Here is a 24,061-nt window from a genome sequence, read left to right as displayed (position 1 = left end):
GAAAGCTCGCTTGCCACGTCAGAGCTTTGGTGATTTAGTTTGTACACATGCAATTTTCGGCCCTCTTAGCAAGAGTGGCCCGCCTCGCTACAGCCATTGGTCAAAGCTCAAAAACAAGGGGAACTGCCGTGACTGACAAGAATGGGTTCTTCGATCTCTCCAGATCCGCTCTCACCCGCCGCACGGCGCTGAAGGTCCTTGCCGCCGGCGCCGGTCTTGCCGTCGCGCCGGGCTTCGTGCGCTACAGCCAGGCGCAGAGCTCGGCGCCGATCAAGATCGGCTTCCAGTCGCACCGCACCGGCATCGGCGCCGCCTATGGCCGCTGGTACGAGAAGACCACGGCCGCGGCGGTCAAGGCGATCAACGATGCCGGCGGCATCAACGGCCGGCCGGTCGAGGTGATCATCGAGGATGACGGCACCGATCCCGGCCGGGGCGCCGAAGTGGTCGGCAAATTCGCCTCCCAGCACAAGACCGACATCGTCTACGGCACGCTGTTTTCGCATGTCGTCATCGGCTCGGCGCCGGCCGCCGGCGAGGCCAAGATGCCCTATTTCGTCGTCAGTGAAGGTCACCACGTCGCGTCGACCAAATTGAACCGCTACGTCTTCCAGCCCGGCATCACCGACGTGAAGAGCCAGATCCAGTCGATGGCGCCGTGGATTGCCGCCAATGCCGGCAAGAAGGTGACGCAGATATTCCCCGATTTCGCTTTCGGCTACGATCATCGCGACTACCTGCCGCCGGCGCTGAAGGCGCAAGGCGCCGAGGTCATCGCGCAGATCGCCATCCCGCCGACGGAATCCTCCTTCACCAAATATTTTCCGCAGATCCCGGCCGAGACCGAGGTGATTTACCACGTCATGGTCGGCCCGGCGGTGCTCACCTTCGTCAAGGAACTCGGCGAGTTCTACGGCTCCAACCGGCCGCAATTGTTCGGCTTCATCGATTCGCTCGAAGCCACCGACATCAACAGCCCCGGCCTCGAATTCCTCGACGGCAGCCATTTCTGGGAAGGCTCGCCACGTTATGCGCAGCCCGATGACTCCCCTGCACAGAAGGCCTATCGTGCCGCCGTCGGCATCGACGACAATGGTGCATCTGTCGGCGATCCCAAGGACGTCTCCACCGCCGCGCACATGTTCGGCTGCTGGGAAACGCTCTACGTCGTCAAGAAGGCGATGGAGGATGCCGGCTATAAGGGCCCGGAAGACCGCGCCAAGCTGGTCGAGGCGACCGAGGCGTTGACCGAGTTCGCCGAGGGGCCCGAGCATCCGCAGGGACCGAAAACCTTCAACGGCAAGATCCACCAGTGTTTTGGTATCCAGAACATCTCCAAGGTCGAAGGCGGCCGGCTGAATGTCGTCCACAAGACCAAGATCGAGGACGGCCTCTACGAGCCGGAAGGGGATTACACGACGCAGGCGCTGTGAGCTTGGCTGCTGCAGCAAGCGTGAGCGCCAAGACACCCCCCTCTGGCCAGAGGGGGGTGCTTCGCGCATCCGCCGGTGCTTAGCCGATGCACTTCGGACCCCACCTGCTCCTCGCCGCCCTCGAAGGACTCGTCACCTCCGCCGTCCTGGCGCTGACGGCGCTTGGCCTGTCGCTGGTGTTCGGCGTCATGCGCGTCGTCAATGTCGCGCATGGCGAGTTCTTCATGCTGGGCGCGGTGCTTGCCTGGGCGATTTCTACGGCGATATCCGGCCATCCGGCGCTCGGCTTCCTGGCCGCCCTGGTGCTGGCGCCGCTGATCGTCGGCTTGATCGCACTGCTCGCCGAACGGCTGGTCCTGCGCCGGCTCAACTACAATCCGGAAGCCACCATCGTCGCCACCATCGGCATGCTCTACATCATCCAGCAATTGGCGCTGACCTTCTACGGCCCGGAGGCGCGGCCTGTGGAGCCGCCGTTCAGCTACCGCATCCTCCTGCCGTGGTTCGGCTATTCCGGCTACAAGCTGTCGATCATCGCCGCATCCGCGCTGCTTCTGGTCGCGACCTGGCTGGTGCTGACGCGCACGAAAATCGGCCTCATCATGCGCGCCACGCAATATGACAGCGAGACGGCGCAGGCCTTTGGCATTCCGGTGACCAGAGTCTATGCCGGCGTCTTCGCGCTCGGCGCCATGCTGGCGGCTGTGGCCGCGGTGCTGATCGTGCCGATCAGCCAGGCCCACTATCTGATGGGACAAGACCCGCTGTTGCTGTCGTTCATCGTCGTCATCATCGGCGGCCTCGGCTCGCTGCGCGGCACGGTCGTCGCCGCGGTGCTGATCGGCCTTTCCGACGGCATCATCTCGGTGTTCTTCTCACCGACGCTGGCCAAGATCATCGCCACCTTGCTCGTCGCCATGGTGCTGGTGTTCCGGCCGCAGGGCCTGTTCGGGACGGCATCGCGATGAAGGATGCTTCGCCGGCAAAGCCATATGCGCTGCACCTCGGCGTCATCGCCCTGCTTTTCGCCCTGAGCTTCGTCTTGCCGGAATACCATCACGGCCTGCTCGCTCGCATCATGGTGCTGGCGGTCTTCGCCATGGGCTACAATCTGCTGTTCGGCTATGTCGGGCTGCTCAGCCTCGGCCATGCCATGTTTTTTTCAGCCGGGCTCTATGGCGCCGGCCTCGCCGTCATTCATCTCGGCTGGAGCGTATCGGCCGCCTTCGCAGCCGGGCTTGCCTGCGGCGCACTTCTCGCGCTGGTGATCGCGCTGCTGGCGCTGCGCACCTCCGGCGTCGCCTTCATGATCGTAACAATGATGTTCGCTCAGGTATTCTATCTCGTCATCCTCTATCTCGCCGCCTGGACCGGCGGCGACCAGGGCATGGTCGTACCGCAGTCGATGCGTGTCCTTGTCCTGGGCAGCACGTCGCTCGACCTCACCAACCCGACCGTGCGCTATATGAGCGCGCTGGCGCTGTTCTCGATCGTGCTGCTTATAAGCCTGGCCATAGTCCGCTCCGGCTATGGCCGCGTGCTGGTCGCCATCCGCGAGAACGAGGAGCGGACAAAAATGCTCGGCTACGATACGTTTTCCAACAAGCTCGCCGCCGTCATCGTCTCCGGCACCATCTGCGCGGGTTCCGGCGCCGCCTATGCGCTGCTGTTCGGCTATGTCGGCTCGAGCTTCGCTTCGGTGCAGTATTCCATCCTGCCGCTGCTCTGGGTGCTGCTGGGCGGTGCTGCCACCACGCTCGGGCCGCTGATCGGCACGCTGTTCATGTACTATGTCATCGACGTCGCTAGCGGCTACACCTCCGCCTATCTGCTGATCGTCGGCATCGCGCTGATCCTGCTGGTTTTGTTTTTCCCAAAAGGCATTCTCGGCAGCATTCGCCAGCGCTGGCTCGGATGGCTGCCATGATGCCGCTTTTGACCACCAAAGACCTGTCGCGCAGTTTCGGCGGCTTGCGCGCCGTCGACGGCGTCGACTTCGCGCTGATGCCGGGCGAGATCCGCGCTGTCATCGGCCCCAACGGTGCCGGCAAGACCACCTTCGTCAGCCTGGTCAGCGGCCGCATCCAGCCCTCGTCGGGCACGATCATCTTCGACGGCGCCGATATCACCAGCCTGCCTGCCTACGCCAGGGTTCGCCTTGGCATCGCCTATACATTCCAGATCACCAGCGTCTTTGCCAATCTCAGCGCCTACGACAATGTTGCCCTGCCGGTGCAGCGCACGCTGACCGACAGCCGCTCGAAGGGCGCGGTTCACACCGGCGTCATGGCGGCGCTCGAGCGCACCGGACTTGCCGACTGGGCGCAAATGCCGGCCGGGCAGTTGTCCTACGGTCACCAGCGCCTGTTGGAAGTGGCGATGGGGCTGGCACTGAAGCCGCGGCTGCTGATCCTCGACGAACCGACGCAAGGGCTGGCCGACAGCGAGATCGACAATTTCATCGAGCTGGTGCGCGAGATCGCCGATAGCGCCACCGTGCTTTTGATCGAGCACAACATGCCGGTGGTCATGCAGCTCGCCGACCGCATCACCGTCTTCAACGCCGGCAGGATTTTAGCTGAAGGCACGCCCGAGCAGATCCGCGCCAATGCCGCGGTGCAGGACGCCTATCTGGGGACGACCCATGGCTGAGGCCCAGTCCAGGGCACTGACGATCTCCGGGCTTGATTGCTTCTATGGCGAGGTCCAGGTGCTCTATGGCCTCGATCTCGTCTTGAGCGAGGGCGAGGTGCTCTGCCTGTTCGGCCGCAACGGCGCCGGCAAGACGACGACGCTGAAGGCGATCATGGGCCTGGTGCCGGCAAGCGCCGGCTCGATCCGGCTCGAAGGGCGGGAATTGACCGGCCTGCCGGCGCACGAGGTGCCCAAGGCCGGCGTCGCCTATGTGCCGCAGGGCCGGCGGCTGTTCGCCGAGATGACGGTGGCTGAAAACATCGAGATCGGCCTGATGGCCCGCAACAAGGGCAAGGCGACGCGCGAAAACGTGCTCGATCTCTTCCCGCTGCTGCGCCAGCGCCTTAGGCAGCGTTCTGGCACGCTATCGGGCGGCGAGCAGCAGATGCTGGCCATGGCCCGCGCCCTGTGTCTGGAACCACAGGTGCTCCTACTCGACGAGCCGACCGAAGGGCTGATGCCGTCGATGATCGCCAAGATCCGCGAAACCGTTTCGAAGCTGCGTGCGCTTGGCGTGTCGACAATCCTTGTCGAGCAGCGCGTCGATGCCGTGCTCTCGGTCGCAGACCGCGTTTGCTTCATCGAAAACGGCCGCAACCGCGAGACGGTCGACGTTGAGGAACTGCGTGCTGATCCCTCGGCGGTCCGCCGCTATGTCGGCGTCGGCTGATCAGGCAAAAAACAGCAAGCCGGCGAGCAGGAAAGTCGGGATCAGCACGGCGCCCGACCACGCCATGTAGCCAAAGAAGCTCGGCATCTTGATGCCGCGATGCCTGGCAATGGCATAGACCATGAAATTCGGCGCATTGCCGACATAGGTGTTGGCACCCATGAACACCGCGCCGGCCGAGATGGCCGCCAGCGTCGAGGCGAGCTCGGTCATCAGATGCTGCGCATCGCCGCCGGCCAGCTCGAAGAACACCAGATAGGTCGGCGCATTGTCGAGGAAGGACGACAGCGCCCCGGTCAGCCAGAAATAAGCGAGATTGTCGGGCGCGCCGGTCGGCGAGCTGACCAGCAGCACCAACGGCGCCAGCGCGCCGTCGAGGCCGGCCCGCAATATGGCGACGACCGGCACGATGCAGATGAAGATGCTGGCGAACAGCTTCGCCACCTCGGCAATCGGCCCCCAGCTGAAGGCGTTTGCGCCGCGAAACTCCTTTGGCGAGACGACAAGCGACGTGAAGGCCAGTATCAGGATGGCGGCGTCGCGCACCAGATTCTGCAGCTCGAGGCTGACGCCCTGAAAAGAGAAACTCACTCCCGGCTTCCAGGCAGCGGAAATCAGGATCGCGGCGATCACCCCTGCCAGCAGCGGGATGTTGGCCAGGCCGCGAATGCGCACCTTGCTGTCGGGCGTCGGATCCTTGATCTTCGGCGCGCCTTCCTCCCGGTGATGCATGATGATGTCGATCGCCAGGAAAACCGCCAGCACCACGCCGGCGACGAACAGTGTCTCGGGCAACAGGTGAACTGTCGTCCAGAAGAAATCGACGCCGCGCAGGAAGCCGACGAACAGCGGCGGATCGCCGAGCGGCGTCAGCGACCCGCCGATGTTGGACACCAGGAAGATGAAGAAGATGACGACATGGGCGTTGAAGCGCCGGTTGTCGTTGGCGCGGATGAGCGGCCGGATCAGGATCATCGAGGCGCCGGTTGTGCCGATGATCGAAGCAAGCACAGCGCCGCCCAGCAACAGCCCGGCATTGACCAGCGGCGTGCCGTGGATGTTGCCGGCAACGAAGATGCCGCCCGAAATGGTGAACAGTGCGAACAACAGGATGATGAACGACATGTATTCGGTGAGCAGCGCGTGCAGCACCGCCTGCGTTGCCGACGGGATGCCGAAGGCGAGCGCCAGCGGCCCGATCACCAACGCTGCCCAGAAAGCGGCAATCTTGCCGTAATGGTGCTCCCAGGCATGACGGAAGAGCAACGGCCCGGTCGCGATGCAAAGCAATAGCCCGGCAAACGGCAGCACCCACCACAGCGACATGGCGGCGCCCGGCAATTCGTGCGCTTCGGCCGCGAGAACCGCTCCCGGAGAAAAGATTGCGGCAATCAGTGCAGCACTTGCCGTCAACGCCGCAAACCGCATGGAGCCCCTCAAAAGTCTGTCAGGTTCGGCTGGATGACGTTCAAATCAGTGCCACGCCGGCATCGCGCATCCGGCCCAGCATCCTCTCCACGGAGCCGTTGAGATCGATGCCGCGGCAGGCGTCGAGCCGCACGGACGTCTCAAAACCGAGCTTGACCGCGTCGAGCGCCGAAAAGGCGACGCAGAAATCCGTCGCTAGGCCGACCAGGGTCAGCGTCTCGATGTTCCGATCCCGAAGATAGCCGGCAAGGCCGGTCGGCGTCGTCCGGTCGTTCTCGAAGAATGCCGAATAGCTGTCGATCGCAGGACGGAACCCTTTGCGGATCACCAGCTCGGCCTTGCTCCAGGCGAGGCCCGAATGGAAATCCGATCCCAAGCTGCCCTGGATGCAGTGATCCGGCCACAGCGTCTGGTGGCCATAAGGCACATCGATCGTTTCGAACGGTTGCTTGCCGGGGTGGCTGGAGGCAAAGCTGGAATGGCCGGCAGGGTGCCAGTCCTGCGTCAGCAGGACGTGCTCGGTCCGCCGGATCAGGTCGTTGACCAACGGCACGATTTCGTCGCCGCCAGCCACTTCCAGGGCGCCACCCGGGCAGAAATCGTTCTGCAGGTCGATGACGACAAGCGCTTCGTCGGCCATGGAGCCTCCTTATTTTCTTGGTCTTGAGCTTAGGCTCCAATGAAAACGCGACCGGACGCAGAAACTTGACCAGATGGCCGGCTGCGTCAACCTCTCACGGCATAACAAATGCGTTCCGGGCGCACCGGTGCCCATAGCCGTGCAAACTCTGGCTTTGACAATTCCTGCCGGCTTGATATCATTTGCATACGAATGAATTTCCTGCCTTGCATGCTCGGGAAAATCTTTCGGCAGGATCCCCTCTCGGGAAGTCCATTCTGGGAAGGCAAAGCGTGATCCGTTACGCAAAACCCACCACGGTCGACGACGCCCTCGCTTTGCTGGGCGAAGGACAATGGCGCATCCTCGCCGGCGGCACCGACTTCTATCCGGCACAGGGCAGCAAGCCTTTCCGCGACAATGTCCTCGACATCAATGGCTTGGCGGCATTGCGCGGCATTGCCGAAGCCGAGAACCATTGGCTCGTTGGCGCGCGCACCACCTGGACCGATCTCGTCCGCCATCCGCTGCCGGCGGCTTTCGACGCGCTGAAGCAGGCGGCGCGGGAAGTCGGCTCGGTGCAGATCCAGAACGTTGCCTCGATTGCCGGCAATCTTTGCAATGCCTCGCCGGCCGCCGACGGCGTGCCGGCGCTGCTGGTGCTCGACGCCGAGGTCGAACTGCGTTCCTCGGTGGCGACCCGGCATCTGCCCCTTGCAGAATTCATCCTCGGCAACCGTCGCACCGCTCTGCAGCCCGGCGAAATGGTCACGGCAATCCGCATTCCCAAACCCGCGACCGCCGGCAGCTCCGCCTTCGTGAAGCTTGGCGCACGGCGTTATCTCGTCATCTCCATCGCCATGGCCGCCGCACGCCTGGCCATCGAAGATGGCATCGTCAGGAACGCGGTCGTCGCCGTCGGGTCCTGCTCGGTCGTCGCCAGGCGCTTGGCGGGCGTCGAGGCGGCGCTGCGCGGCCGTCCGGTCGGCCCCGCGCTGGCCACTGCCATCCAATCCGCGCCAATGGACGAGCTGTCGCCGATCGGCGACGTGCGCGGCAGCGCCGAATACCGGCTGGATGCGGCGCGCGAGATCGTCGTCCGCGCCGTGCTTGGTGCGATGGGCGCTATTCCCGGCGAAAGGGCGGCGGCCTGATGGGCATGGAGCGCGCCGACATCGCCTTCGAGGTCAACGGCGCCGCCGTCAGCGTTTGCGTACCGCCGGTGCGACGGCTGTCCGCGGTGCTGCGCGACGAGCTGCGGCTGACCGGCACCAAGATCGGCTGCGATGCCGGCGATTGCGGCGCCTGCACGGTGCTGGTCGACGGCGAGCCGGTCTGCGCCTGCCTGATGCCGGCGGCTTCCGCCTCCGGCACCGTGGTGACGACCGTCGAAGGTCTCGGCGATGGCAGGCTGTCGGCGCTGCAGGCCTCGTTTCTCAGCCATGGCGCAGCACAATGCGGCGCCTGCACGCCCGGCCTGCTGGTCGCCGCAACGGCACTCCTGGACAGGACGCCTTACCCGAGCGAGGCCGAAACGCAGGATGCGCTGGGCGGCGTGCTCTGCCGCTGTACCGGCTACCGCAAGATCGTCGCCGCGGTGATGGATGCTTGGCGCCACGCCGATGGTCTCGATCCGCGCATGCCATTGTCCGGCCATGCCGTCGGCTCCTCTCCGATCCGCCTCGATGGCGTGCCGAAAGTCACCGGCGTCGAAAAATTCGGCGGCGATTCCTTTCCCATGGATGCACTGTCGGTGCTGGTGATCCGCTCGCCGCATTATCATGCGGCCTTCAGCTTCGGCGATCTCGATGGCTGGGTGAAATCCCGTCCCGGCATTGCCGGCGTCTTTACCGCCGCCGACATTCCGGGAAAGAATTGTTTCGGCGTCATCGCGCCCTTCGCCGACCAGCCGGCGCTGGCCGAAGCATTTTCGCGCTTTCGCGGCGAGGCGGTGGCGCTGGTTGCCGGCGAACGCGAGGCCATCGTCGATCTCGACCTTGCCGATTTTCCTGTCAGTTGGACCGAATTGCCGCATTTTCTGGAGCCTTGCGAAGCACAGGCCGGCGGTGCGTCACTGGTCCATGAAAACCGGCCCTCGAACTTGCTCACCTCCGGCTTCGTCGAGCGTGGCGACCCCGAGGCCGCCCTTGCCGGTGCGGCTTTCGTCGTTTCCGGCGCCATCGACACCTCCTATGTCGAGCATGCCTATATCGAACCGGAAGCCGGCTATGCCTTCATGGACGGCGATACGCTGGTCGTCGTCGCCTGCACGCAGGCCCCCTATATGGACCGCGACGACACGGCAAAAGTGCTCGGCCTTGCCCCGGAAAAGGTGCGCATCGTGCCGACCGCCACCGGCGGCGGCTTCGGCTCCAAGCTCGATGTCTCGCTGCAACCGCTCATCGGCCTCGTCGCCATGAAAACCGGCCGGTCGGCGGCACTCGCCTATACCCGCACCGAATCGATGATCTCGACCACCAAGCGCCATCCCGCTCGGATGAGAGCGAGCATCGGCGCCGATGCCGACGGCCGCGTCACCGGCATGGTCTTCGCCGGCGATTTCAACACCGGCGCCTATGCCAGCTGGGGGCCGACGGTCGCCAACCGCGTGCCGGTGCACGCCTCCGGCCCCTATGCGACGCCGAACTATCGCGCCGAAGGCCGCGCCATCCACACCAATGGCCCGATTGCCGGCGCCTTTCGCGGTTTCGGCGTGCCGCAGGCGACGATCATGCAGGAGACCCTCTATGACGAGTTGGCCGACAAGCTAGGCATGGACCGGCTCGACTTTCGCCTGAAGAACTGCCTTCGGAACGGATCCGAAACAGTTACCGGGCAGCGGCTCGAGTCAGGCGTCGGCATCGCCGACTGCCTGGAGGCCCTCCGCTCACATTGGCGGCGTGCCCTTCGTGATGCCGAAGCGTTCAATGCCGGTAGCAGCATCAAAAAACGCGGCGTCGGCGTGGCCTCTTGCTGGTACGGCTGCGGCAACACCTCGCTGCCCAATCCGTCGACCGTCAAGGTCGGCATCTCGGTATCGGGTGAAGTCGTCCTGCATCAGGGGGCGGTCGATATCGGGCAAGGTTCGAACACTGTCATCGCGCAGATCTGCGCCGACGCGTTGGGGCTTCCGCTTGAAAAGCTCCGGCTGAAAGGCGCCGACACGGCGATCACCCCCGACGCCGGCAAGACATCGGCCTCGCGCCAGACCTTCGTCACCGGCAAGGCCGCCGAAAAGGCCGGCCGCGCCTTGCGCGATGAGATCTTGCGTTTCGCCAATGTCTCGGAAAAGGCGGCGATTGCGCTGGACGGCACAAGTCTGAGCATCGGGGAAGGCGAAGCGACGCGCCGCATCGATCTTTCCTCGCTGAAGGCAGACGCCGAAGGATTCGTCTTCCGGGCCGAGGAAAGCTACGACCCGCCGACGCAGCCGCTCGATGCAAAAGGTCAGGGCAAGCCTTACGCCGTCTATGGCTATGGCGCCCAGATCGCCGAACTGGAGGTCGACCTCAGGCTCGGCACCGTGAAGCTGATAAAAATCACCGCCGCGCACGATGTCGGCAAGGCCATCAATCCCTTGCTTGCCGAAGGCCAAATCGAGGGTGGCATCGCCCAGGGCATCGGCATGGCGCTGATGGAAGAATACATCCCCGGCCGCACCGAAAACCTGCACGACTATCTGATCCCGACGATCGGCGACGTGCCGCCGATCGAGACCATCTTGATAGAAGTTCCGGATCCGGAAGGACCCTTCGGCGCCAAGGGTTTGGGCGAGCATGTGCTGATCCCGACGGCGCCGGCGATCCTCAACGCCATACGCCATGCCGCCGGTGTGGTGGTCACCAAGATTCCGGCGACTCCGACCCGCATCCGCGCCGCCATCCTCGACAAGGAGGCGCGCCGATGAGCGAGCTTGCCGAACGCTTCGAGACACACGATCCCGGCGAGAAGCTGGTGGCGGAGAAGATCCGGTGCGATGCCTGTCCGGTCATGTGCTACATCGCCGATGGCCGCACCGGCGCCTGCGATCGCTACGGCAATGTTGGCGGCAGGATCGTGCGGATGGATCCGCTGACCATCCTCGACCACGCGGCCGAGACAGGCGGCGCGGTCGTGCCCTTTGCCGAGGAAGGCAAGGGCTGGGACGGCGAACTGGTCAACACCGGCCGCCGCTTCGTCACCGCGATCGGCGCCGGCACCACCTATCCCGACTACAAGCCGGCGCCCTTCATCGTCAGCCAGGAGGTCGAGGGCGTCGATCTGGTCACCGTCGTCACCGAGGGCATCTTCTCCTATTGCGGCGTCAAGGTGAAGATCGACACCGACCGTCATATCGGCCCCGAAACGGCAACGGTCCGTGCCGAAGGCGAGGCGATCGGCCATGTCACCACCGGCGAATACGGCTCGCAGATGCTGTCGCTGGGCGGCGTGCATCATTTGACCGGCGGCTCAAAGGCTGAAGGGCGCGCCACCTGTGATGCCATGCTCAGGCTGTGCAACCGCAAGCCGGTCGAGCTCGTCATCGACGGCGGCGCCACCGTCATCGTCGAAGCCGGCAAACCGCCTGTCATCGACGGCAAACTTGAGCAGCGCATGCGCGTCGGCTGCGGTTCGGCCACCATAGGCATGTTCGCCACCCAGTGGCGCGGCCTTGTCGACGAGGTGGTGGTGGTCGACGACCACATCACCGGCGTCGTCTCCGAGCATCAGGCGGGCAAGGTGCTTGGCTGGCAGGATACCGGCATCAAGATCATCGGCCGCCGTTCGACGCCGGGCCGCTATTTCAAGGTGTCGGAGCCCGGCCTCGGCTGGGGCGGCACCAATATCTCCGACCCGCTGTCGATCCTTGGTGAATGGAGCGCCAAAAAGGGTGCGCGCCCCGGCATGTCGCTGCTGATGGTCTCGACCACCGGTGAGCAATTCGCCTATTACGAGCTCGACGACGAATTGAAGCCGGTGCAGAAACCGTTCCCGGAGCGGCTGCGGAAGTCGGTTGAACTGATCGAGGACAATTGCGAGCCGGCGCTCTGCACCGTGCTTTTCGTCGGCGGCGCCGGCGGCTCGCTGCGCGCCGGCGTCACCGAGAACCCGGTCAATCTGACCCGCTCGGTGCAGGGCCTCAAGACCTATGTGACGGTCGGCGGCGCGCCGGTCTATGTCTGGCCGGGCGGCGGCATCACGCTGATGGTCGACGTCATCCGCGTGCCGGAAGGCGCCTTCGGCTATGTCCCGACGCCGGCGCTGGTGGCGCCCATCGAATTCACCATGCGCCGCGACGATTATGTCAGGCTCGGCGGCTATGAAGCCGAAATCCGCAGCGTCGACGATATCCTGGCCAAGGGCGGCGAGTATCTCAACCCGCGCCGCGGCAAGGCCGCACCTCGCGACAATCCCTGGCCGCCGCTGGTGCAGCTGCGGCGCGCGACGACAAATGGGGCAGGGTGATGAACGGCCCGCAGGCGCATTGGCTCGAGGACGGCCGAAGGCTTCACCTCAATCATGGGCCGATCGATCTGATCGTCGAGGCCTTCGGCGAGGCGAGCGAATGCCGCGCCGCCTATCATCAGGCGGCAACGCGCTTCCAGACAATCCTGCCCGAACTGGTCGAAGAGTTGCCCGAACTGCGTCGCCAGGCGCCGCTGCGTCCTCGCATGTTTGTCGGCCCGACGGCACGTCGCATGGAAGCGGCGGTCGTTCCGCTAGCGAAACAATTCATCACGCCGATGGCGGCCGTCGCCGGCTCGGTAGCCGACGAAGTGCTTGGCGCTCTGCTTGCCGGCCGCCGGCTCGAGCGCGCCTATGTCAACAATGGCGGCGACAGCGCGATCCATCTCGGCCACGGCCAGTCGATGACGCTTGCCATTGCCGGGACAGGTCACGGGCTGGCAGACCGTCTCACGATCCGCGCCGAAGACGGGATCCGCGGTGTCGCGACAAGCGGCTGGCGCGGCCGTTCGTTTTCGCTCGGCATCGCCGACGCGGTCACGGTGCTGGCGCGGACGGGTGCTGAAGCCGATGCCGCCGCGACCTTGATCGCCAACGCCGTCGACGTGCCCGGTCATCCGGCCGTTAGGCGCATACGGGCGCACGATCTCGCACCGGACAGCGATCTCGGCGACCGTTTGGTGACGCAGGGCGTGGGGCCGCTTTCCGCCGCTGAAATCGCTATTGCGCTGGAAAGCGGATTTGCCGTTGCCGAGGAGTTTCGGCGGCGCGGCCTGATTGCCGCCGCGGCGCTTTTCCTCGGCGGTCAGGTGCGCATCGCAGGTCCGATGGCGCTCGCCAACAAAGTTTTAGAGAGGGAAATTGCTCATGCCTGAGTTTCCGATCCGCAAGATCGCCGTGCTGACCGAAGAGATTTTTCACGAAGGCGGGCCGGTGGCGAAGGTGCCGCGGCGCCGCGCCGCGGCCATGGCTGTGGTGAAGAACCCGTTCGCCGGCCGTTACGTCGAGGAACTGCAGAGCGCGATGGAGGATTTGAAGCCGCTCGGGCTGCTGCTCTCCGACAGGCTCATTGCCGCATTGGGCGGCGACGTGAAACAGATCGACGGTTACGGCAAGGGTGCCATCGTCGGCGCGGCGGGCGAGCTGGAGCATGGCGCGCTGTGGCATGTGCCGGGCGGCTATGCCATGCGCGAACGGCTTGGCGACGCCAAGTCGATCGTGCCGTCGTCGAAGAAGGTCGGCGGCTTCGGCGCGCGGCTCGATGTGCCGCTCGGCCACATCAACGCGGCCTATGTGCGCAGCCATTTCGATGCCATGGAAATCGGCATCAGCGATGGCCCGCGTCCCGACGAGATCCTGTTTTGCCTCGCAATGACCTGCGGCCCGCGCGTGCATGACCGCATGGGCGGGCTGGCTGCCAAGGACATCAAGGCATGGGATGGGCTGAGGTGAGCGCCGAAGACAATCTGCTCAAGCTGGTCGAGGCCGAGGAGCCTGACGAAAACGACTATCGCTTGCAGGAGCAGGTCGGCTTTATCCTGCGCAAGGCGCACCAGCGCCATGTCTCGATCTTCGCCGCACACATCGCCGATCTGACGCCGCCGCAATTTGCCGCCCTGGCCAAATTGCGCGACGTCGGCGAGACCTCGCAGAACCAGCTTGGCAGCCTGATCGCCATGGATGCGGCGACGGTGAAAGGTGTCATCGACCGGCTGAAAGCGCGAGGCTTTGTCGAACTTAGCAAACACGAAGTCGACAAACGGCGCCTGCTGGTCAATCTGACGGCCGAGGGGCGCGACGCGATCGAGAGGCTGATTCCGCTTGCCCGCGAGATTACGCAGGAAACGCTGGCGCCGCTTTCCGCCAAGGAGGCGGCCATTTTCATGAAGCTGCTGGCCAAGCTGGCTTGAGCTGCCACCCGCCGAGCGTTTAGTTGTTACTCCTGCCGGGCGCTGAACGCCCGGCAGGAAAGCCTCGTCTCAGAGGCCGTTGTCCTTCAGGATCTGGGCAGCATTTTCCTTGGTGATCTTCTGCGTCGGCAGGATGATGGTCTTTTCCACCTTCTCGCCGTTCAGGAACTTGATCGCCTGCCGCAGCCCTTCGGCGCCCGGCGTCACATAAGTGAACGTCGCCGTCAGCTCGCCATTGGCGACGAGTTGCACGCCTTCATTGGGCAGGCCGTCGATGCCGATGAACTTGATGTCCTTCTCACGTCCGGCGTCCTTGGCGGCAAGATAGGCGCCATAGGCCATTGGATCATTGTGGCCGTAGACGAGATCGATCTTTTCGTTGTTGCGCAGCGCCGTGGCCATGATGTTGTAGGCCTGGTCCTGCTTCCAGTCGCCCGACTGCTGGTCGAGCAGGTTCTTGATACCCGGCTCCTTGTCGGTGAATTCATGGAAGCCGTCATGGCGGTCATGCGCCGGCTGGGTGCCCATGCCGCCCCAGATTTCGACGACGTTGCCGGCGGCCTTGCCCTTGCCGCCAAGCAGCTCGACGGCATATTCACCGGCAGCCCGGCCGATCAGCTTGTTGTCGCCGCCGACGAACTGCGTGTAGTCGTTGGTTTCGACGTTGCGGTCGAGCACGAAGACCGGGATCTTGGCATCGATCGCCTGCTGCACGACGCCGGTCAGGCCGGCGGACTCTTTCGGCGACACCAAGAGCGCATCGACCTCCTGACGGATCAGGTTTTCGACATCGGCGACCTGCTTCTCGGTCTTGTCCTCGCCGTCGGTTACGATCAGCTCGACTTCCGGATGCTTGGCCGCTTCGGCCAGGATGTCCTTGTTGAACTGGGCACGCCAGGGTTCGATGGTCGTAACCTGCGAGAAGCCGATTTTCCATTTCTTGTCCTGCGCGTGGGCACCGCTGGCAAGCATCGCGGTCGTGGTCAGGAGTGCCGCTGTCAGCGCGGCAAGCTTCAACAATTCACGTCGTTTCATTTCTTGTTTCCTCCAATATTCAGAGACGCGGTCTCTTGCGACGGCCGCTTTGCCGCGGCCGTTTCCTTGTGCGCTTGCCCACCGGGCAATCGCAGATAGAAGAGAAGATCGCCGGCATTGCGCTCCTGTACGAGCACGGTACCGATGATGATCATCCCCTTCAGCACCAGCTGAAGGTTCGAATTGATGTTGTGCAGCTGCAGGATGTTGGAGAGCAGCCCGAAGATCAGCACGCCGCAGAACGTCCCGGTGAGGCTGCCGCGTCCGCCCATCAGGCTGGTGCCGCCGATGACCACGGCGGCGATCGCGTCGAGTTCCAGCCCGGCGCCGGCGTCCGGCTTCCCTTGCCGGTATTGCGCGACATAGAGCACCGCCGCGATGCCGGCCAGCAGCCCCGAAACCGCGTAGGTGGCGATCTTGACGCGGCCGGCGGCGATGCCGGACAGCCGGGCCGCTTCCTCATTGCCGCCGATGGCATAGACATAGCGGCCAAACGGCGTGAAGCGCAGCACGGCGCCGTAGATCAGGATCGCGCCGAGGAAGAACAGGCCCGGCATCGGAATCACGCCGAACACCAGCGAGCGCAGCATTTCGAAATCGGCGGTGGCATTCGAGCCGGTGTAGACCGGCAGCACCGCATTGTTTTGGCCGGCTGTCAGCCGGGCGATGCCGAGCGCAGTGACCATCATCGCCAGCGTCACGATGAAGGGCTGCAGCCGTCCGGCGACGATGATGAAGCCGTTGAGCGCGCCGAACAGCAGGCCGACGCAAGGCGCCACCAGCAGCACGCCGAGCACGCCGAATTTTGAGCCTACCTGCGGCAGCAGGAACCACAGCACCAGACTGCACAGGATCACCCCGACAATGCCGGGGGTAACCAGCCCACGAACGCTATCCAACCTGATGTCGTGCGTGGCCTGCGCGCCGGCGCGGGATTTTTCGATGTTCAGCAGGATGAAACGGGTGACGAGAATGCCGAGGCAAAGGGCTGCCACAGCAACTGTCGGCACCCCCAGCACCACCGCCGGCGTCACGCCGGGGACCGTCAGCAGCATGGCACAGACTACCGTGCAGATCGCCATCAGCGAGCCGACGGAAAGGTCGATACCGCCAGTGATGATTACCGCCGTCATGCCAGTGGCAATCAGCCCCGTGGTCGACACCTGGCGCAGCACATCGAGCAGGTTGCCGTAGGACAGGAAGATGTTGTTGCCCTTGGAGCTGATCGGCGAGCCAAGCACGCCGATCAGGAAGATTGCGATCAGGCCCCAATAGAGCTTCGTCCGGGACAGGATATGCAAAATGCTCATGCAGCAGGCCTCGTCATGGTCCGTCGCGGCGCTGCAAGCCGCATGATGGCCTCCTCGCTGGCTTGCGCGCGGGACAGGATTCCCGTCTGGCGGCCATCCACCATGACCAGGATACGGTCGGAAAGATGCAGCAGCTCCGGCAATTCCGAGCTGATGACGGCGATCGCCAGCCCGTCTCGCGCCAGCTTGAAGATGAGATCGTAAATTTCCCGCTTGGCGCCGACATCGATGCCGCGCGTCGGCTCGTCGAGCAGCAGCACCCGTGGCCTCGTCGCCAGCCATTTGCCGATGACGACCTTCTGCTGGTTGCCGCCGGACAGCGTGCCGGCCGGCTGCTCGACGGTCTCGCAGCGAATGCCGAGCGCCTTGACGGCGTCCCGTGCCAACCCTTGCTCGCCGGCCAGCGAGCGCAGGCCGAACCGCGCCAGCGAACCGACCAGCGGCAGCGCGACGTTGTCTGTGATCGAGGCCTCGAGATGCAGGCCTTGCGTCTTGCGGTCTTCTGTGACCAGGGCGATGCCGAGCCGGCGCGCATCGCGCGGCGAACGGATTTCTACTGCCTCGCCATCGAGCCTGATCTCACCGCCAGCACGTCCTCCGCTGGACCCGAAGATCGTTTCCAGGATTTCGGTACGGCCCGAGCCCAGCAGTCCGCCGATACCGAGGATTTCTCCTGCGGCAAGATCGAAGCTGACGCCGTCGAGCACGGTGCGCCAGCCATGGCGATTGGGCTTCGATAGCGACAGCTCGCTTACGGAAAGGATGGTGTTGCCACCGGGGATGCGGTGCTCCTGGGAGCAAGCAAGCAGGTTTCGCCCGACCATCGCCGAAATTATGGCGTCTTCGTCGAGCTTGTCCATCGCCTGTGTCAGGACGTGGCGTCCATCGCGAAACACGGTGACCCGGCTGGCCAGATGCATGACCTCGTCGATGCGGTGCGAAATGTAGACGATCGCCACGCCGCTATCGGCGAGCTGGCGGATGATGCGGAACAGCCGCTGGCATTCGGCTGGCGACAGCGCCGAGGTCGGCTCGTCCATGATCAGAATGCGCGCCGACATAGACAGCGCCTTGGCGATCTCGACCAGCTGCTGTTCGCCGACGCGCAAGGCACCGACGCGCGCATCCGGGTCGAGCTCGATGCCGAGCCTTTGCAAGAGCGCGCCGGCAGCGCGGCTGCTCGCCTTGCGGTCGACAATCAGCCCGGCGATCAGCTTCTCGCGGCCGAGAAAGATATTGTCCGCGACGCTGAGTTCGGGAACGAGGTTCAGCTCCTGGTGGATGATGGCGATGCCGGCGCGCTCGGCTTCGCGGACGCCGGCAAAGCGCACCGGATGGCCATCGATACTGACCGTTCCGTTATAGTCCGTATAGACGCCGGATAGTATCTTCATCAGCGTCGACTTGCCGGCGCCGTTCTCGCCCATCAGCGCATAGACCTCGCCGCGCCGCAGTTCGAAGCCGACATCGACAAGCGCGGCGATGCCGCCGAAGGACTTGGAGATGTGCTCGGCGCTCAGCACGATAGCCGAGCCGTCCGCCATAACGCCTTCCGCAGGGATGGAATTGCCGTGCTGCATGACAAGGACGGCCTCCCTCCGTCGTCACCGAACGCCTCAAACGCTAATCTAAACGTTTCGATCATGTCAAGCCAATATCTGGTGTCTAAGATTGTTCCATTTCAATTCTTGCGCAAAACCATAAGTTTCCGTACGTATTGCTGCCGCGGAGTGGTGAAACGTTTCGAAAATGACAGCGTCAGGACGAAAAAAGCAGCGCAAATCCACTGCACCGACCATGCTTCACGTGGCCGAAGCGGCGCGTGTTTCCGTGGCCACCGTATCGGCGTTGATCAACGGCACCGCGACCGTCAGCCCCGAGCTCAGCCAGCGCATCGAACAGGCGATCCGCGACATCGGTTACAAGCGCAACGCCATCGCCCGCAGCCTCAAGATGGGCACCACACGCACCATCGGGCTCACCGTCCCACACATCACCAACCCGTTCTTTACCGACGTGGTTTCGGTGATCCAGCAGGCTTTCGACAGGGCCGGCTACGCCGTCATGCTGTGCTGCACCGACGAGCACCTGAACACGCAGGACGACCAGATCAGGCTGCTGCTCGACCGGATGGTCGACGGGCTGATCGTCGCGCGTGTCGGCGACGGCGCGATCCTCAAACGGATTGTCGACGACGCCAATGTGCCGGTCGTGCTACTCGACCGTGTTTGCCAGGGTGTCGACACCGATGCCGTCGTTCTCGACAATCAGCGCGCGGTGTTCGACGCCATCACTTATCTGATCGATCTCGGCCATCGGCGCATCGGCTACATCTCCGGCTCGTTCGATATCTCGCCGATGCATGACCGCATGGCGGGATACCGGGAAGCCCTCCAGACCGCGGGCCTGCCGGCCGAGCCCGAGCTCGTCCGCTTCGGCAATTTCCACGAAGTCGATGGCTACAACGCCACCATGCAGCTGCTTTCGCTGCACGACCGGCCGAGCGCCATCTTTTCGGCCAACAACCCGATGGTGATCGGCACGATGAAGGCCATCCGCGATATCGGCCTGTCCTGTCCGGAGGATATTTCGGTCGCCTGCTTCGACGATTTTCCGTGGTCGGATGTGTTCCGGCCGCAATTGACCACGGTCGCACAGCCGGTGCAGGCGATTGGCGAACAGGCGGCCAATCTGCTGCTCGACCGGCTCGCCGGCAACAGGGATGCGCCGCCGCGCAAGCTGACGCTCAAGGGACGCCTGATGATCCGCAATTCATGCCGGCCACTTGGCGCGATCGCACAAAGCGTCAGCGCGTAGCGCTTGGGCTCTGTTCAGAACGTTGTAATGCCGGACGGACAGCGCTCCCTCTGTCCTGCCGACCCCGGCCCTTCGCAGCCGCTACGGGCGTTCGTCGTTCGAAAACCGAGCAATTGAAGGACGCGGCGCCGATCGAGCCAAGTGGGCAACAATCAGCCCGCCGACAAGCAGGAAAATCTTGGCAATCGAAGCATGTCGGATTAGGAATATGACGAGATGCGGCTGATCGCCTACACGGGCGCCGGCTTGAGTCATGTGCGTGAAATCGATCCTAATCGGGCTGGTACTTGCTGGGATGGTCGCATTCTTCGGCTGCACCACCGGCGGCGCATTAAAGACTTTCCCCTCGGCCTATGGCGGCCTCACCGACGCCGGTTTTCGCGTTCCGCCGGTTCCGATCTACAAGGTTGACCAAAAGTTCCATCGGCAGACAGTGCCTTATGCGACTGAAGAGGCGCCTGGCACCATCATTGTCGATACAGGAGCGAAGTTCCTCTACTACGTGTTGGGAGACGGTCAGGCGCTGCGCTACGGAATCGGCGTTGGCAAGGCGGGCTTCGAGTGGCATGGCACTGCTCACGTTGCGAGGAAGCGCGAATGGCCGGATTGGAGCGCGCCGTCTGCGATGATCGTGCGCGAGCAGAAGCGGGGCCGCATCATACCGGCTCATATGGAGGGCGGACTCATGAACCCGCTCGGGGCGCGGGCGCTCTATCTTTTCAACGAGAAAGGTGACACTGGATATCGCCTGCACGGTAGCCCTGAATGGTGGTCCATCGGCAAAGCTGTGTCGGCGGGCTGCATTCGCCTCATGAACCAGGACATCATCGATCTCTACAACCGCTCCACAGTCGGCACCAAGGTGATCGTCATTTAGTAGACGCCGCGTTTCCGTCTAACAGACGAGCATGACGGATCGAAAACTCTCCGCGTAAAGCGCGCGAACTGTTCGCGACGTCTTCGCACACCTGTTCGCGATGTTCCCTGCCTAAGGCCGGCCTTGCCCGCAACAGTGCCAAGTGGCGAACCAGCTCTCAGGCAGCTTCCGACAGCGATTTGTGGGCGTCGGTCAGTATCTCGAACGAGCGCACCCGCGCCGCATGGTCGAAAATCTGCGCTGTGACCATCAGTTCGTCGGCGCCGGTGCGGCGCACGAATGCCTCGATGCCTTGCCTGACCGTTTCGGGGGAGCCGACGACGGCGCAGGAAAGCGCCTGGCCGAGCATGGTCTTGGCCATTGGATCGAGGTCGCGCTCATATCCTTCGACCGGCGGCGGCAATCGGCCGGGCCGGCCGGTGCGCAGATTGACGAAGGCCTGCTGCAGCGAGGTGAACAACAGCCGCGCCTCGGCATCGGAAGGAGCAGCGAAGACATTGAGGCCGAGCATCACATAGGGCTTGTCGAGCTGCTCCGAAGGCTGGAAGCGCGAGCGGTAGATCTCCAGCGCATGGTCGAGCTCGGCCGGCGCAAAATGCGAAGCGAAGGCGTAGGGCAGGCCGAGCGTGGCGGCAAGCTGCGCGCCGTAGAGGCTGGAGCCGAGAATCCAGATCGGCACCTTTTCGCCTTCGCCGGGCACCGCGCGGATGCGTTGGCCGTCTTCGGCTGGCTGGAAGTAACCGATCAGCTCGACGACGTCCTGCGGGAAATTGTCGGCGCCAGCGTCGAGGTTGCGGCGCAGCGCCCGTGCCGTGGGCATGTCGGTGCCGGGCGCCCGGCCGAGGCCGAGATCGATGCGGCCGGGATGCAGAGCGTTGAGCGTGCCGAATTGCTCGGCGATGACAAGTGGCGAATGATTGGGCAGCATGACGCCGCCGGCGCCGACGCGTATCGTACGGGTACCTCCGGCCACATGGGCAATGACCACCGAGGTGGCGGCGCTGGCGATGCCTGGCATGTTGTGATGCTCAGCCAGCCAGTAGCGCTTATATCCCAGCCGCTCGGCATGACGGGCGAGATCGAGCGAATTGGCGAGCGACTGCGAAGCATTGCTGCCTTCGACGATCGGCGACAGGTCGAGAACGGAAAGAGCGGTCATCGGCGGGGATTCCTGTGGACCGGACGGATGTAGGAAGCCGTTGCCGGGGCGGCAAATTCAAAATGTTGATAGAGCGCTGTGCGCCCGACGGATGTGCAACCGATGCAAGGTCGTTGATATGCACACCAATCAGTGACGCTTTGGGCTCTTAAGCCGCTACCTTTTTGGCTCGGAAATCTCTTCATCCTCGATTACCGCCGTGTGCTGCGCCGCGAGGAAATTGCCGACATGGCTGAGACCGTCGAAATGATCGCAGAATACCTTGATGACGACCAGCAGCGGCACCGCCATCAGCGCGCCGACGAAACCCCATAGCCACGACCAGAAGGCGATGGCGATCAGGATCGCCACGGCGTTGATCTCGAGACGGCGGCCGACCACCGTCGGCGTCACGAACTGGCCTTCGACGACGTCGCATAAGAGGACGAAGGCCGGCGCCAGCAGCGCATAGGAAATCGTGTCGAAGCTGATCAGCGCGATGATCGTGACCAGCGTGATGGTGGTCAGCGCCCCGATATAGGGCAGGAAATTGAGCAAGGCCGCTGCCGCGCCCCAGACCTGCGCGTTGGGCACGCCGAGTGCCCACAGGCCGAGCCCGATGACCACGCCGAGACATGTATTGATGACCGTGACAGTAAGCAGATAGTGCGAGATTTCACGCTCGACGTCATAGACTACGCGCAGCGCCCGCTTCTTTTCGCTTAGACTGGGGAAGGACTGGACGATCTTTTCATAGAACATCGTGCCCGAGGCGAGCAGGAACAGCGACAGGACGAAGACGATGGTGACGCTGGCGCCGGCCGACAGCACATTGCCGGCGGCCTGCGAGAGAATACCCGATGGCGCCATCGCCACCCTCTGAACGCCCGGCTCCTGGGACGTCTGTGTCAGGCCCTCGATCTGGCGCGAAATCTCCACGATCCGTTCGAACGGACGGCGCAGTTGTGCCAGACGGTCGGTAAGCTGCTGGCCGATCGTCGAGGTGTTGTTGATGAGGTCGATGACCGGGCCGCTGAGCAGATATCCCGCGACGGCGACGAGGCAAAACGAAAGCAGCACCAGCAGTGTCGCCGAAATGACATCGGGCATGCCATGCTTGCGCAGGAAGCGAACGATCGGCGTCAGCGTCAGCGCCAGCAGAAAAGCCAGAATGACCGGCATGAAGAAGGCGCGGGCGAAGTAAAGCGCGTAGATCGCCATGAGGATGAAGATGCCGACGAGCAGCGAACGCATCAGATGCGCATCCGCCCGCGCCTCGACGCGCGAATCCGGGCTTTCGGCAGCGCTTGCGCCCGAAGCGGCGGGTTCGGCTTTCATTCTGACCCTCGGCGGCACACCGCGATTGGTGTAGACCGTTGGCGAAAACGCCTCTGCGGCTTCAAGGTTCCGTTAGCCGGCGTCACCGGCAAGGCCGCCTCGCGGCTTTGCTGGTGAATCAGGCAACCGGCGCTGCCGCGGCGACGGCCTTCGCAGTTTCCCGGCGCACGATCGGCGCCACCTTGGTGCCGTAGAGTTCGATAGCCTTCATGACCTTGGCGTGCGGCATGGTGCCGATCGCCATTTGCAGCAGGAAGCGGTCGTTGCCGAATATCCTGTGCTGGGCAATGATCTTGTGCGCCACCTGTTCTGGATTGCCGACGAACAGGGCGCCGTTCGGGCCGCGCGATTGGTCGAAATGAGCCCGCGACGTCGGCCCCCAGCCGCGCTCGCGGCCGATGCGGTTCATCACTTCGGCCTGCGGCCTGTAGAACTCGTCGGCTGCCTGGTCGGCGGTGTCGGCGATGAAGCCGTGCACGTTGAGGCTGGTGGCAAGGCTCGCCGGATCGCTGCCGGCCCGCCTGGCTGCATCCCTGTAGATGTCGAACAGTGGTGCAAACCGCGCCGGTTCGCCGCCGATGATCGCCAGAGCCAGCGGCAACCCGAGTACGCCAGCCCGCGCCGCCGATTGCGGCGTACCACCGATCGCGATCCAGATCGGCAATTTGTCCTGAAAGGGCCGGGGATAGACGCCGCGATCGTTGATCGGCGCGCGCAGACTGCCCGACCAGGTCACCTTGACATGATCACGGATGGCGAGCAGCAGGTCGAGCTTCTCGGCAAAGAGCTCGTCATAGTCTTCGAGATTATAGCCGAACAGCGGAAAGGATTCGATGAACGAGCCGCGCCCGGCCATGATCTCGGCCCGGCCGCCGGACAGAAGATCGAGGGTGGCAAACTGCTGAAAGACGCGCACCGGATCGTCGGAGGACAAAACGGTGACCGCGCTGGTCAGCCTTATGCGCTTGGTTCGTTCGGCAGCCGCCGCCAACGCCACCACCGGAGCGGAGGCAGCATAGTCGGGACGGTGGTGCTCGCCGAGACCAAAGACGTCCAGCCCGACCTGATCGGCGAGCTCGATCTCCTCGATCAGGTTGCGCAGCCGCTCATGCGCACCGATCGCACCGGGACCCGGTTCCGGGCTGACGTCAGCGAAGGTGTAGAGACCGAGTTCCATAGTGGTGTCATCCTAGCGTTTTGTCTTGGCGCTACAGGTAGCGATCAGTCCGCTGCGCCGCCAGAGGCCTGGATGGTGAACAGTGCGGGTGGCTTTCAGCCGAATTCGATCGAAATGGCGTCTCCCGGTTGCAACAGATCAGAATTTCATGGCTGGCATACCGTTTTGGC

The 24,061-nt window shown here is 63.9% G+C and carries 21 protein-coding genes; 13 read left to right on the top strand and 8 right to left on the bottom strand.

Annotated features, from left to right (window positions below):
- Positions 1–128: 128 nt before the first annotated feature.
- The 5 genes from NKH37_RS09965 to NKH37_RS09945 all read left to right on the top strand — a co-directional run bounded on the left by NKH37_RS09965 (position 129) and on the right by NKH37_RS09945 (position 4,797).
- Positions 129–1,433: an ABC transporter substrate-binding protein gene (locus NKH37_RS09965; RefSeq protein ID WP_023718162.1), complete on the top strand. Its 1,305-nt coding sequence runs from the start codon at positions 129–131 to the stop codon at positions 1,431–1,433.
- An 86-nt stretch (positions 1,434–1,519) separates the two neighbouring features.
- A complete protein-coding gene (locus NKH37_RS09960; RefSeq protein ID WP_023718163.1) occupies positions 1,520–2,401 on the top strand; it encodes a branched-chain amino acid ABC transporter permease in 882 nt (293 codons plus the stop codon).
- Entirely contained in the window at positions 2,398–3,360 is a 963-nt protein-coding gene (locus NKH37_RS09955) for a branched-chain amino acid ABC transporter permease (RefSeq protein WP_023718164.1), read from the top strand. The genes NKH37_RS09960 and NKH37_RS09955 overlap by 4 nt, the downstream gene beginning before the upstream one ends.
- Positions 3,357–4,085: an ABC transporter ATP-binding protein gene (locus NKH37_RS09950; protein ID WP_023718165.1), complete on the top strand. Its 729-nt coding sequence runs from the start codon at positions 3,357–3,359 to the stop codon at positions 4,083–4,085. Before NKH37_RS09955 ends, NKH37_RS09950 begins: the two co-directional genes overlap by 4 nt.
- Complete coding sequence (locus NKH37_RS09945; RefSeq protein ID WP_352484342.1) at positions 4,078–4,797, top strand: ABC transporter ATP-binding protein; 720 nt, start codon at positions 4,078–4,080, stop codon at positions 4,795–4,797. The genes NKH37_RS09950 and NKH37_RS09945 overlap by 8 nt, the downstream gene beginning before the upstream one ends.
- Here the strand turns inward: NKH37_RS09945 and NKH37_RS09940 are convergent, their stop codons facing one another.
- Together NKH37_RS09940 and pncA are read right to left on the bottom strand one after the other, a co-directional pair.
- Positions 4,798–6,225: a sodium:proton antiporter gene (locus NKH37_RS09940; RefSeq protein ID WP_023718167.1), complete on the bottom strand. Its 1,428-nt coding sequence runs from the start codon at positions 6,223–6,225 to the stop codon at positions 4,798–4,800.
- Between the two features lie 40 nt (positions 6,226–6,265).
- Positions 6,266–6,865: a bifunctional nicotinamidase/pyrazinamidase gene (gene pncA, locus NKH37_RS09935; RefSeq protein ID WP_023718168.1), complete on the bottom strand. Its 600-nt coding sequence runs from the start codon at positions 6,863–6,865 to the stop codon at positions 6,266–6,268.
- A 272-nt stretch (positions 6,866–7,137) separates the two neighbouring features.
- Here pncA and NKH37_RS09930 point away from each other — a divergent pair, with 272 nt between their 5' ends.
- From NKH37_RS09930 to NKH37_RS09905, 6 genes are read left to right on the top strand one after another with little or no spacing between them, the layout of a single operon-like run.
- Positions 7,138–7,998 (top strand): FAD binding domain-containing protein, encoded by an 861-nt coding sequence (locus NKH37_RS09930; protein WP_352548072.1) that lies wholly within the window; start codon positions 7,138–7,140, stop codon positions 7,996–7,998.
- Positions 7,998–10,751 (top strand): molybdopterin-dependent oxidoreductase, encoded by a 2,754-nt coding sequence (locus NKH37_RS09925; RefSeq protein WP_352548074.1) that lies wholly within the window; start codon positions 7,998–8,000, stop codon positions 10,749–10,751. The genes NKH37_RS09930 and NKH37_RS09925 overlap by 1 nt, the downstream gene beginning before the upstream one ends.
- The gene (locus NKH37_RS09920) at positions 10,748–12,289 is read left to right on the top strand and encodes a 6-hydroxynicotinate reductase (RefSeq protein ID WP_352484339.1); all 1,542 of its coding nucleotides are present in this window, start codon (positions 10,748–10,750) and stop codon (positions 12,287–12,289) included. Before NKH37_RS09925 ends, NKH37_RS09920 begins: the two co-directional genes overlap by 4 nt.
- The gene (locus NKH37_RS09915) at positions 12,289–13,164 is read left to right on the top strand and encodes a UPF0280 family protein (protein ID WP_352548076.1); all 876 of its coding nucleotides are present in this window, start codon (positions 12,289–12,291) and stop codon (positions 13,162–13,164) included. The genes NKH37_RS09920 and NKH37_RS09915 overlap by 1 nt, the downstream gene beginning before the upstream one ends.
- Positions 13,157–13,741 (top strand): amino acid synthesis family protein, encoded by a 585-nt coding sequence (locus NKH37_RS09910; RefSeq protein ID WP_023718173.1) that lies wholly within the window; start codon positions 13,157–13,159, stop codon positions 13,739–13,741. Before NKH37_RS09915 ends, NKH37_RS09910 begins: the two co-directional genes overlap by 8 nt.
- Positions 13,738–14,199 (top strand): MarR family winged helix-turn-helix transcriptional regulator, encoded by a 462-nt coding sequence (locus NKH37_RS09905; protein ID WP_023718174.1) that lies wholly within the window; start codon positions 13,738–13,740, stop codon positions 14,197–14,199. Before NKH37_RS09910 ends, NKH37_RS09905 begins: the two co-directional genes overlap by 4 nt.
- Positions 14,200–14,268: 69 nt before the next feature.
- Here the strand turns inward: NKH37_RS09905 and NKH37_RS09900 are convergent, their stop codons facing one another.
- Genes NKH37_RS09900 through NKH37_RS09890 form a run of 3 tightly spaced genes read right to left on the bottom strand, consistent with a single transcriptional unit; the run spans position 14,269 to position 18,124 of the window.
- A complete protein-coding gene (locus NKH37_RS09900; RefSeq protein ID WP_023718175.1) occupies positions 14,269–15,234 on the bottom strand; it encodes a substrate-binding domain-containing protein in 966 nt (321 codons plus the stop codon).
- On the bottom strand, positions 15,231–16,544 hold the full coding sequence (locus NKH37_RS09895) for an ABC transporter permease (RefSeq protein WP_023718176.1): 1,314 nt from the start codon (positions 16,542–16,544) through the stop codon (positions 15,231–15,233). The genes NKH37_RS09900 and NKH37_RS09895 overlap by 4 nt, the downstream gene beginning before the upstream one ends.
- Positions 16,541–18,124 (bottom strand): sugar ABC transporter ATP-binding protein, encoded by a 1,584-nt coding sequence (locus tag NKH37_RS09890; RefSeq protein ID WP_353005795.1) that lies wholly within the window; start codon positions 18,122–18,124, stop codon positions 16,541–16,543. The genes NKH37_RS09895 and NKH37_RS09890 overlap by 4 nt, the downstream gene beginning before the upstream one ends.
- Positions 18,125–18,341: 217 nt before the next feature.
- Here NKH37_RS09890 and NKH37_RS09885 point away from each other — a divergent pair, with 217 nt between their 5' ends.
- Complete coding sequence (locus NKH37_RS09885) at positions 18,342–19,361, top strand: LacI family DNA-binding transcriptional regulator (RefSeq protein WP_023718178.1); 1,020 nt, start codon at positions 18,342–18,344, stop codon at positions 19,359–19,361.
- 253 nt (positions 19,362–19,614) lie between these two features.
- Positions 19,615–20,238, top strand: a complete 624-nt coding sequence (locus NKH37_RS09880; RefSeq protein ID WP_353005796.1) for a L,D-transpeptidase — start codon at positions 19,615–19,617, stop codon at positions 20,236–20,238.
- A 157-nt stretch (positions 20,239–20,395) separates the two neighbouring features.
- Here the strand turns inward: NKH37_RS09880 and NKH37_RS09875 are convergent, their stop codons facing one another.
- The 3 genes from NKH37_RS09875 to NKH37_RS09865 form a co-directional block, all read right to left on the bottom strand.
- Positions 20,396–21,397 carry an LLM class flavin-dependent oxidoreductase gene (locus tag NKH37_RS09875; protein WP_352495038.1) on the bottom strand — a complete coding sequence of 334 codons (1,002 nt, stop codon included), beginning with the start codon at positions 21,395–21,397 and terminating at the stop codon, positions 20,396–20,398.
- A gap of 156 nt (positions 21,398–21,553) precedes the next feature.
- Positions 21,554–22,714 (bottom strand): AI-2E family transporter, encoded by a 1,161-nt coding sequence (locus NKH37_RS09870; RefSeq protein WP_353005797.1) that lies wholly within the window; start codon positions 22,712–22,714, stop codon positions 21,554–21,556.
- 118 nt (positions 22,715–22,832) lie between these two features.
- Entirely contained in the window at positions 22,833–23,891 is a 1,059-nt protein-coding gene (locus NKH37_RS09865; RefSeq protein ID WP_353005798.1) for an LLM class flavin-dependent oxidoreductase, read from the bottom strand.
- Positions 23,892–24,061: the final 170 nt, after the last annotated feature.

Source organism: Mesorhizobium sp. M1217 (assembly GCF_040318275.1).
Lineage (GTDB): Bacteria > Pseudomonadota > Alphaproteobacteria > Rhizobiales > Rhizobiaceae > Mesorhizobium.
This window is presented reverse-complemented; position numbering and strand designations above follow the sequence as displayed.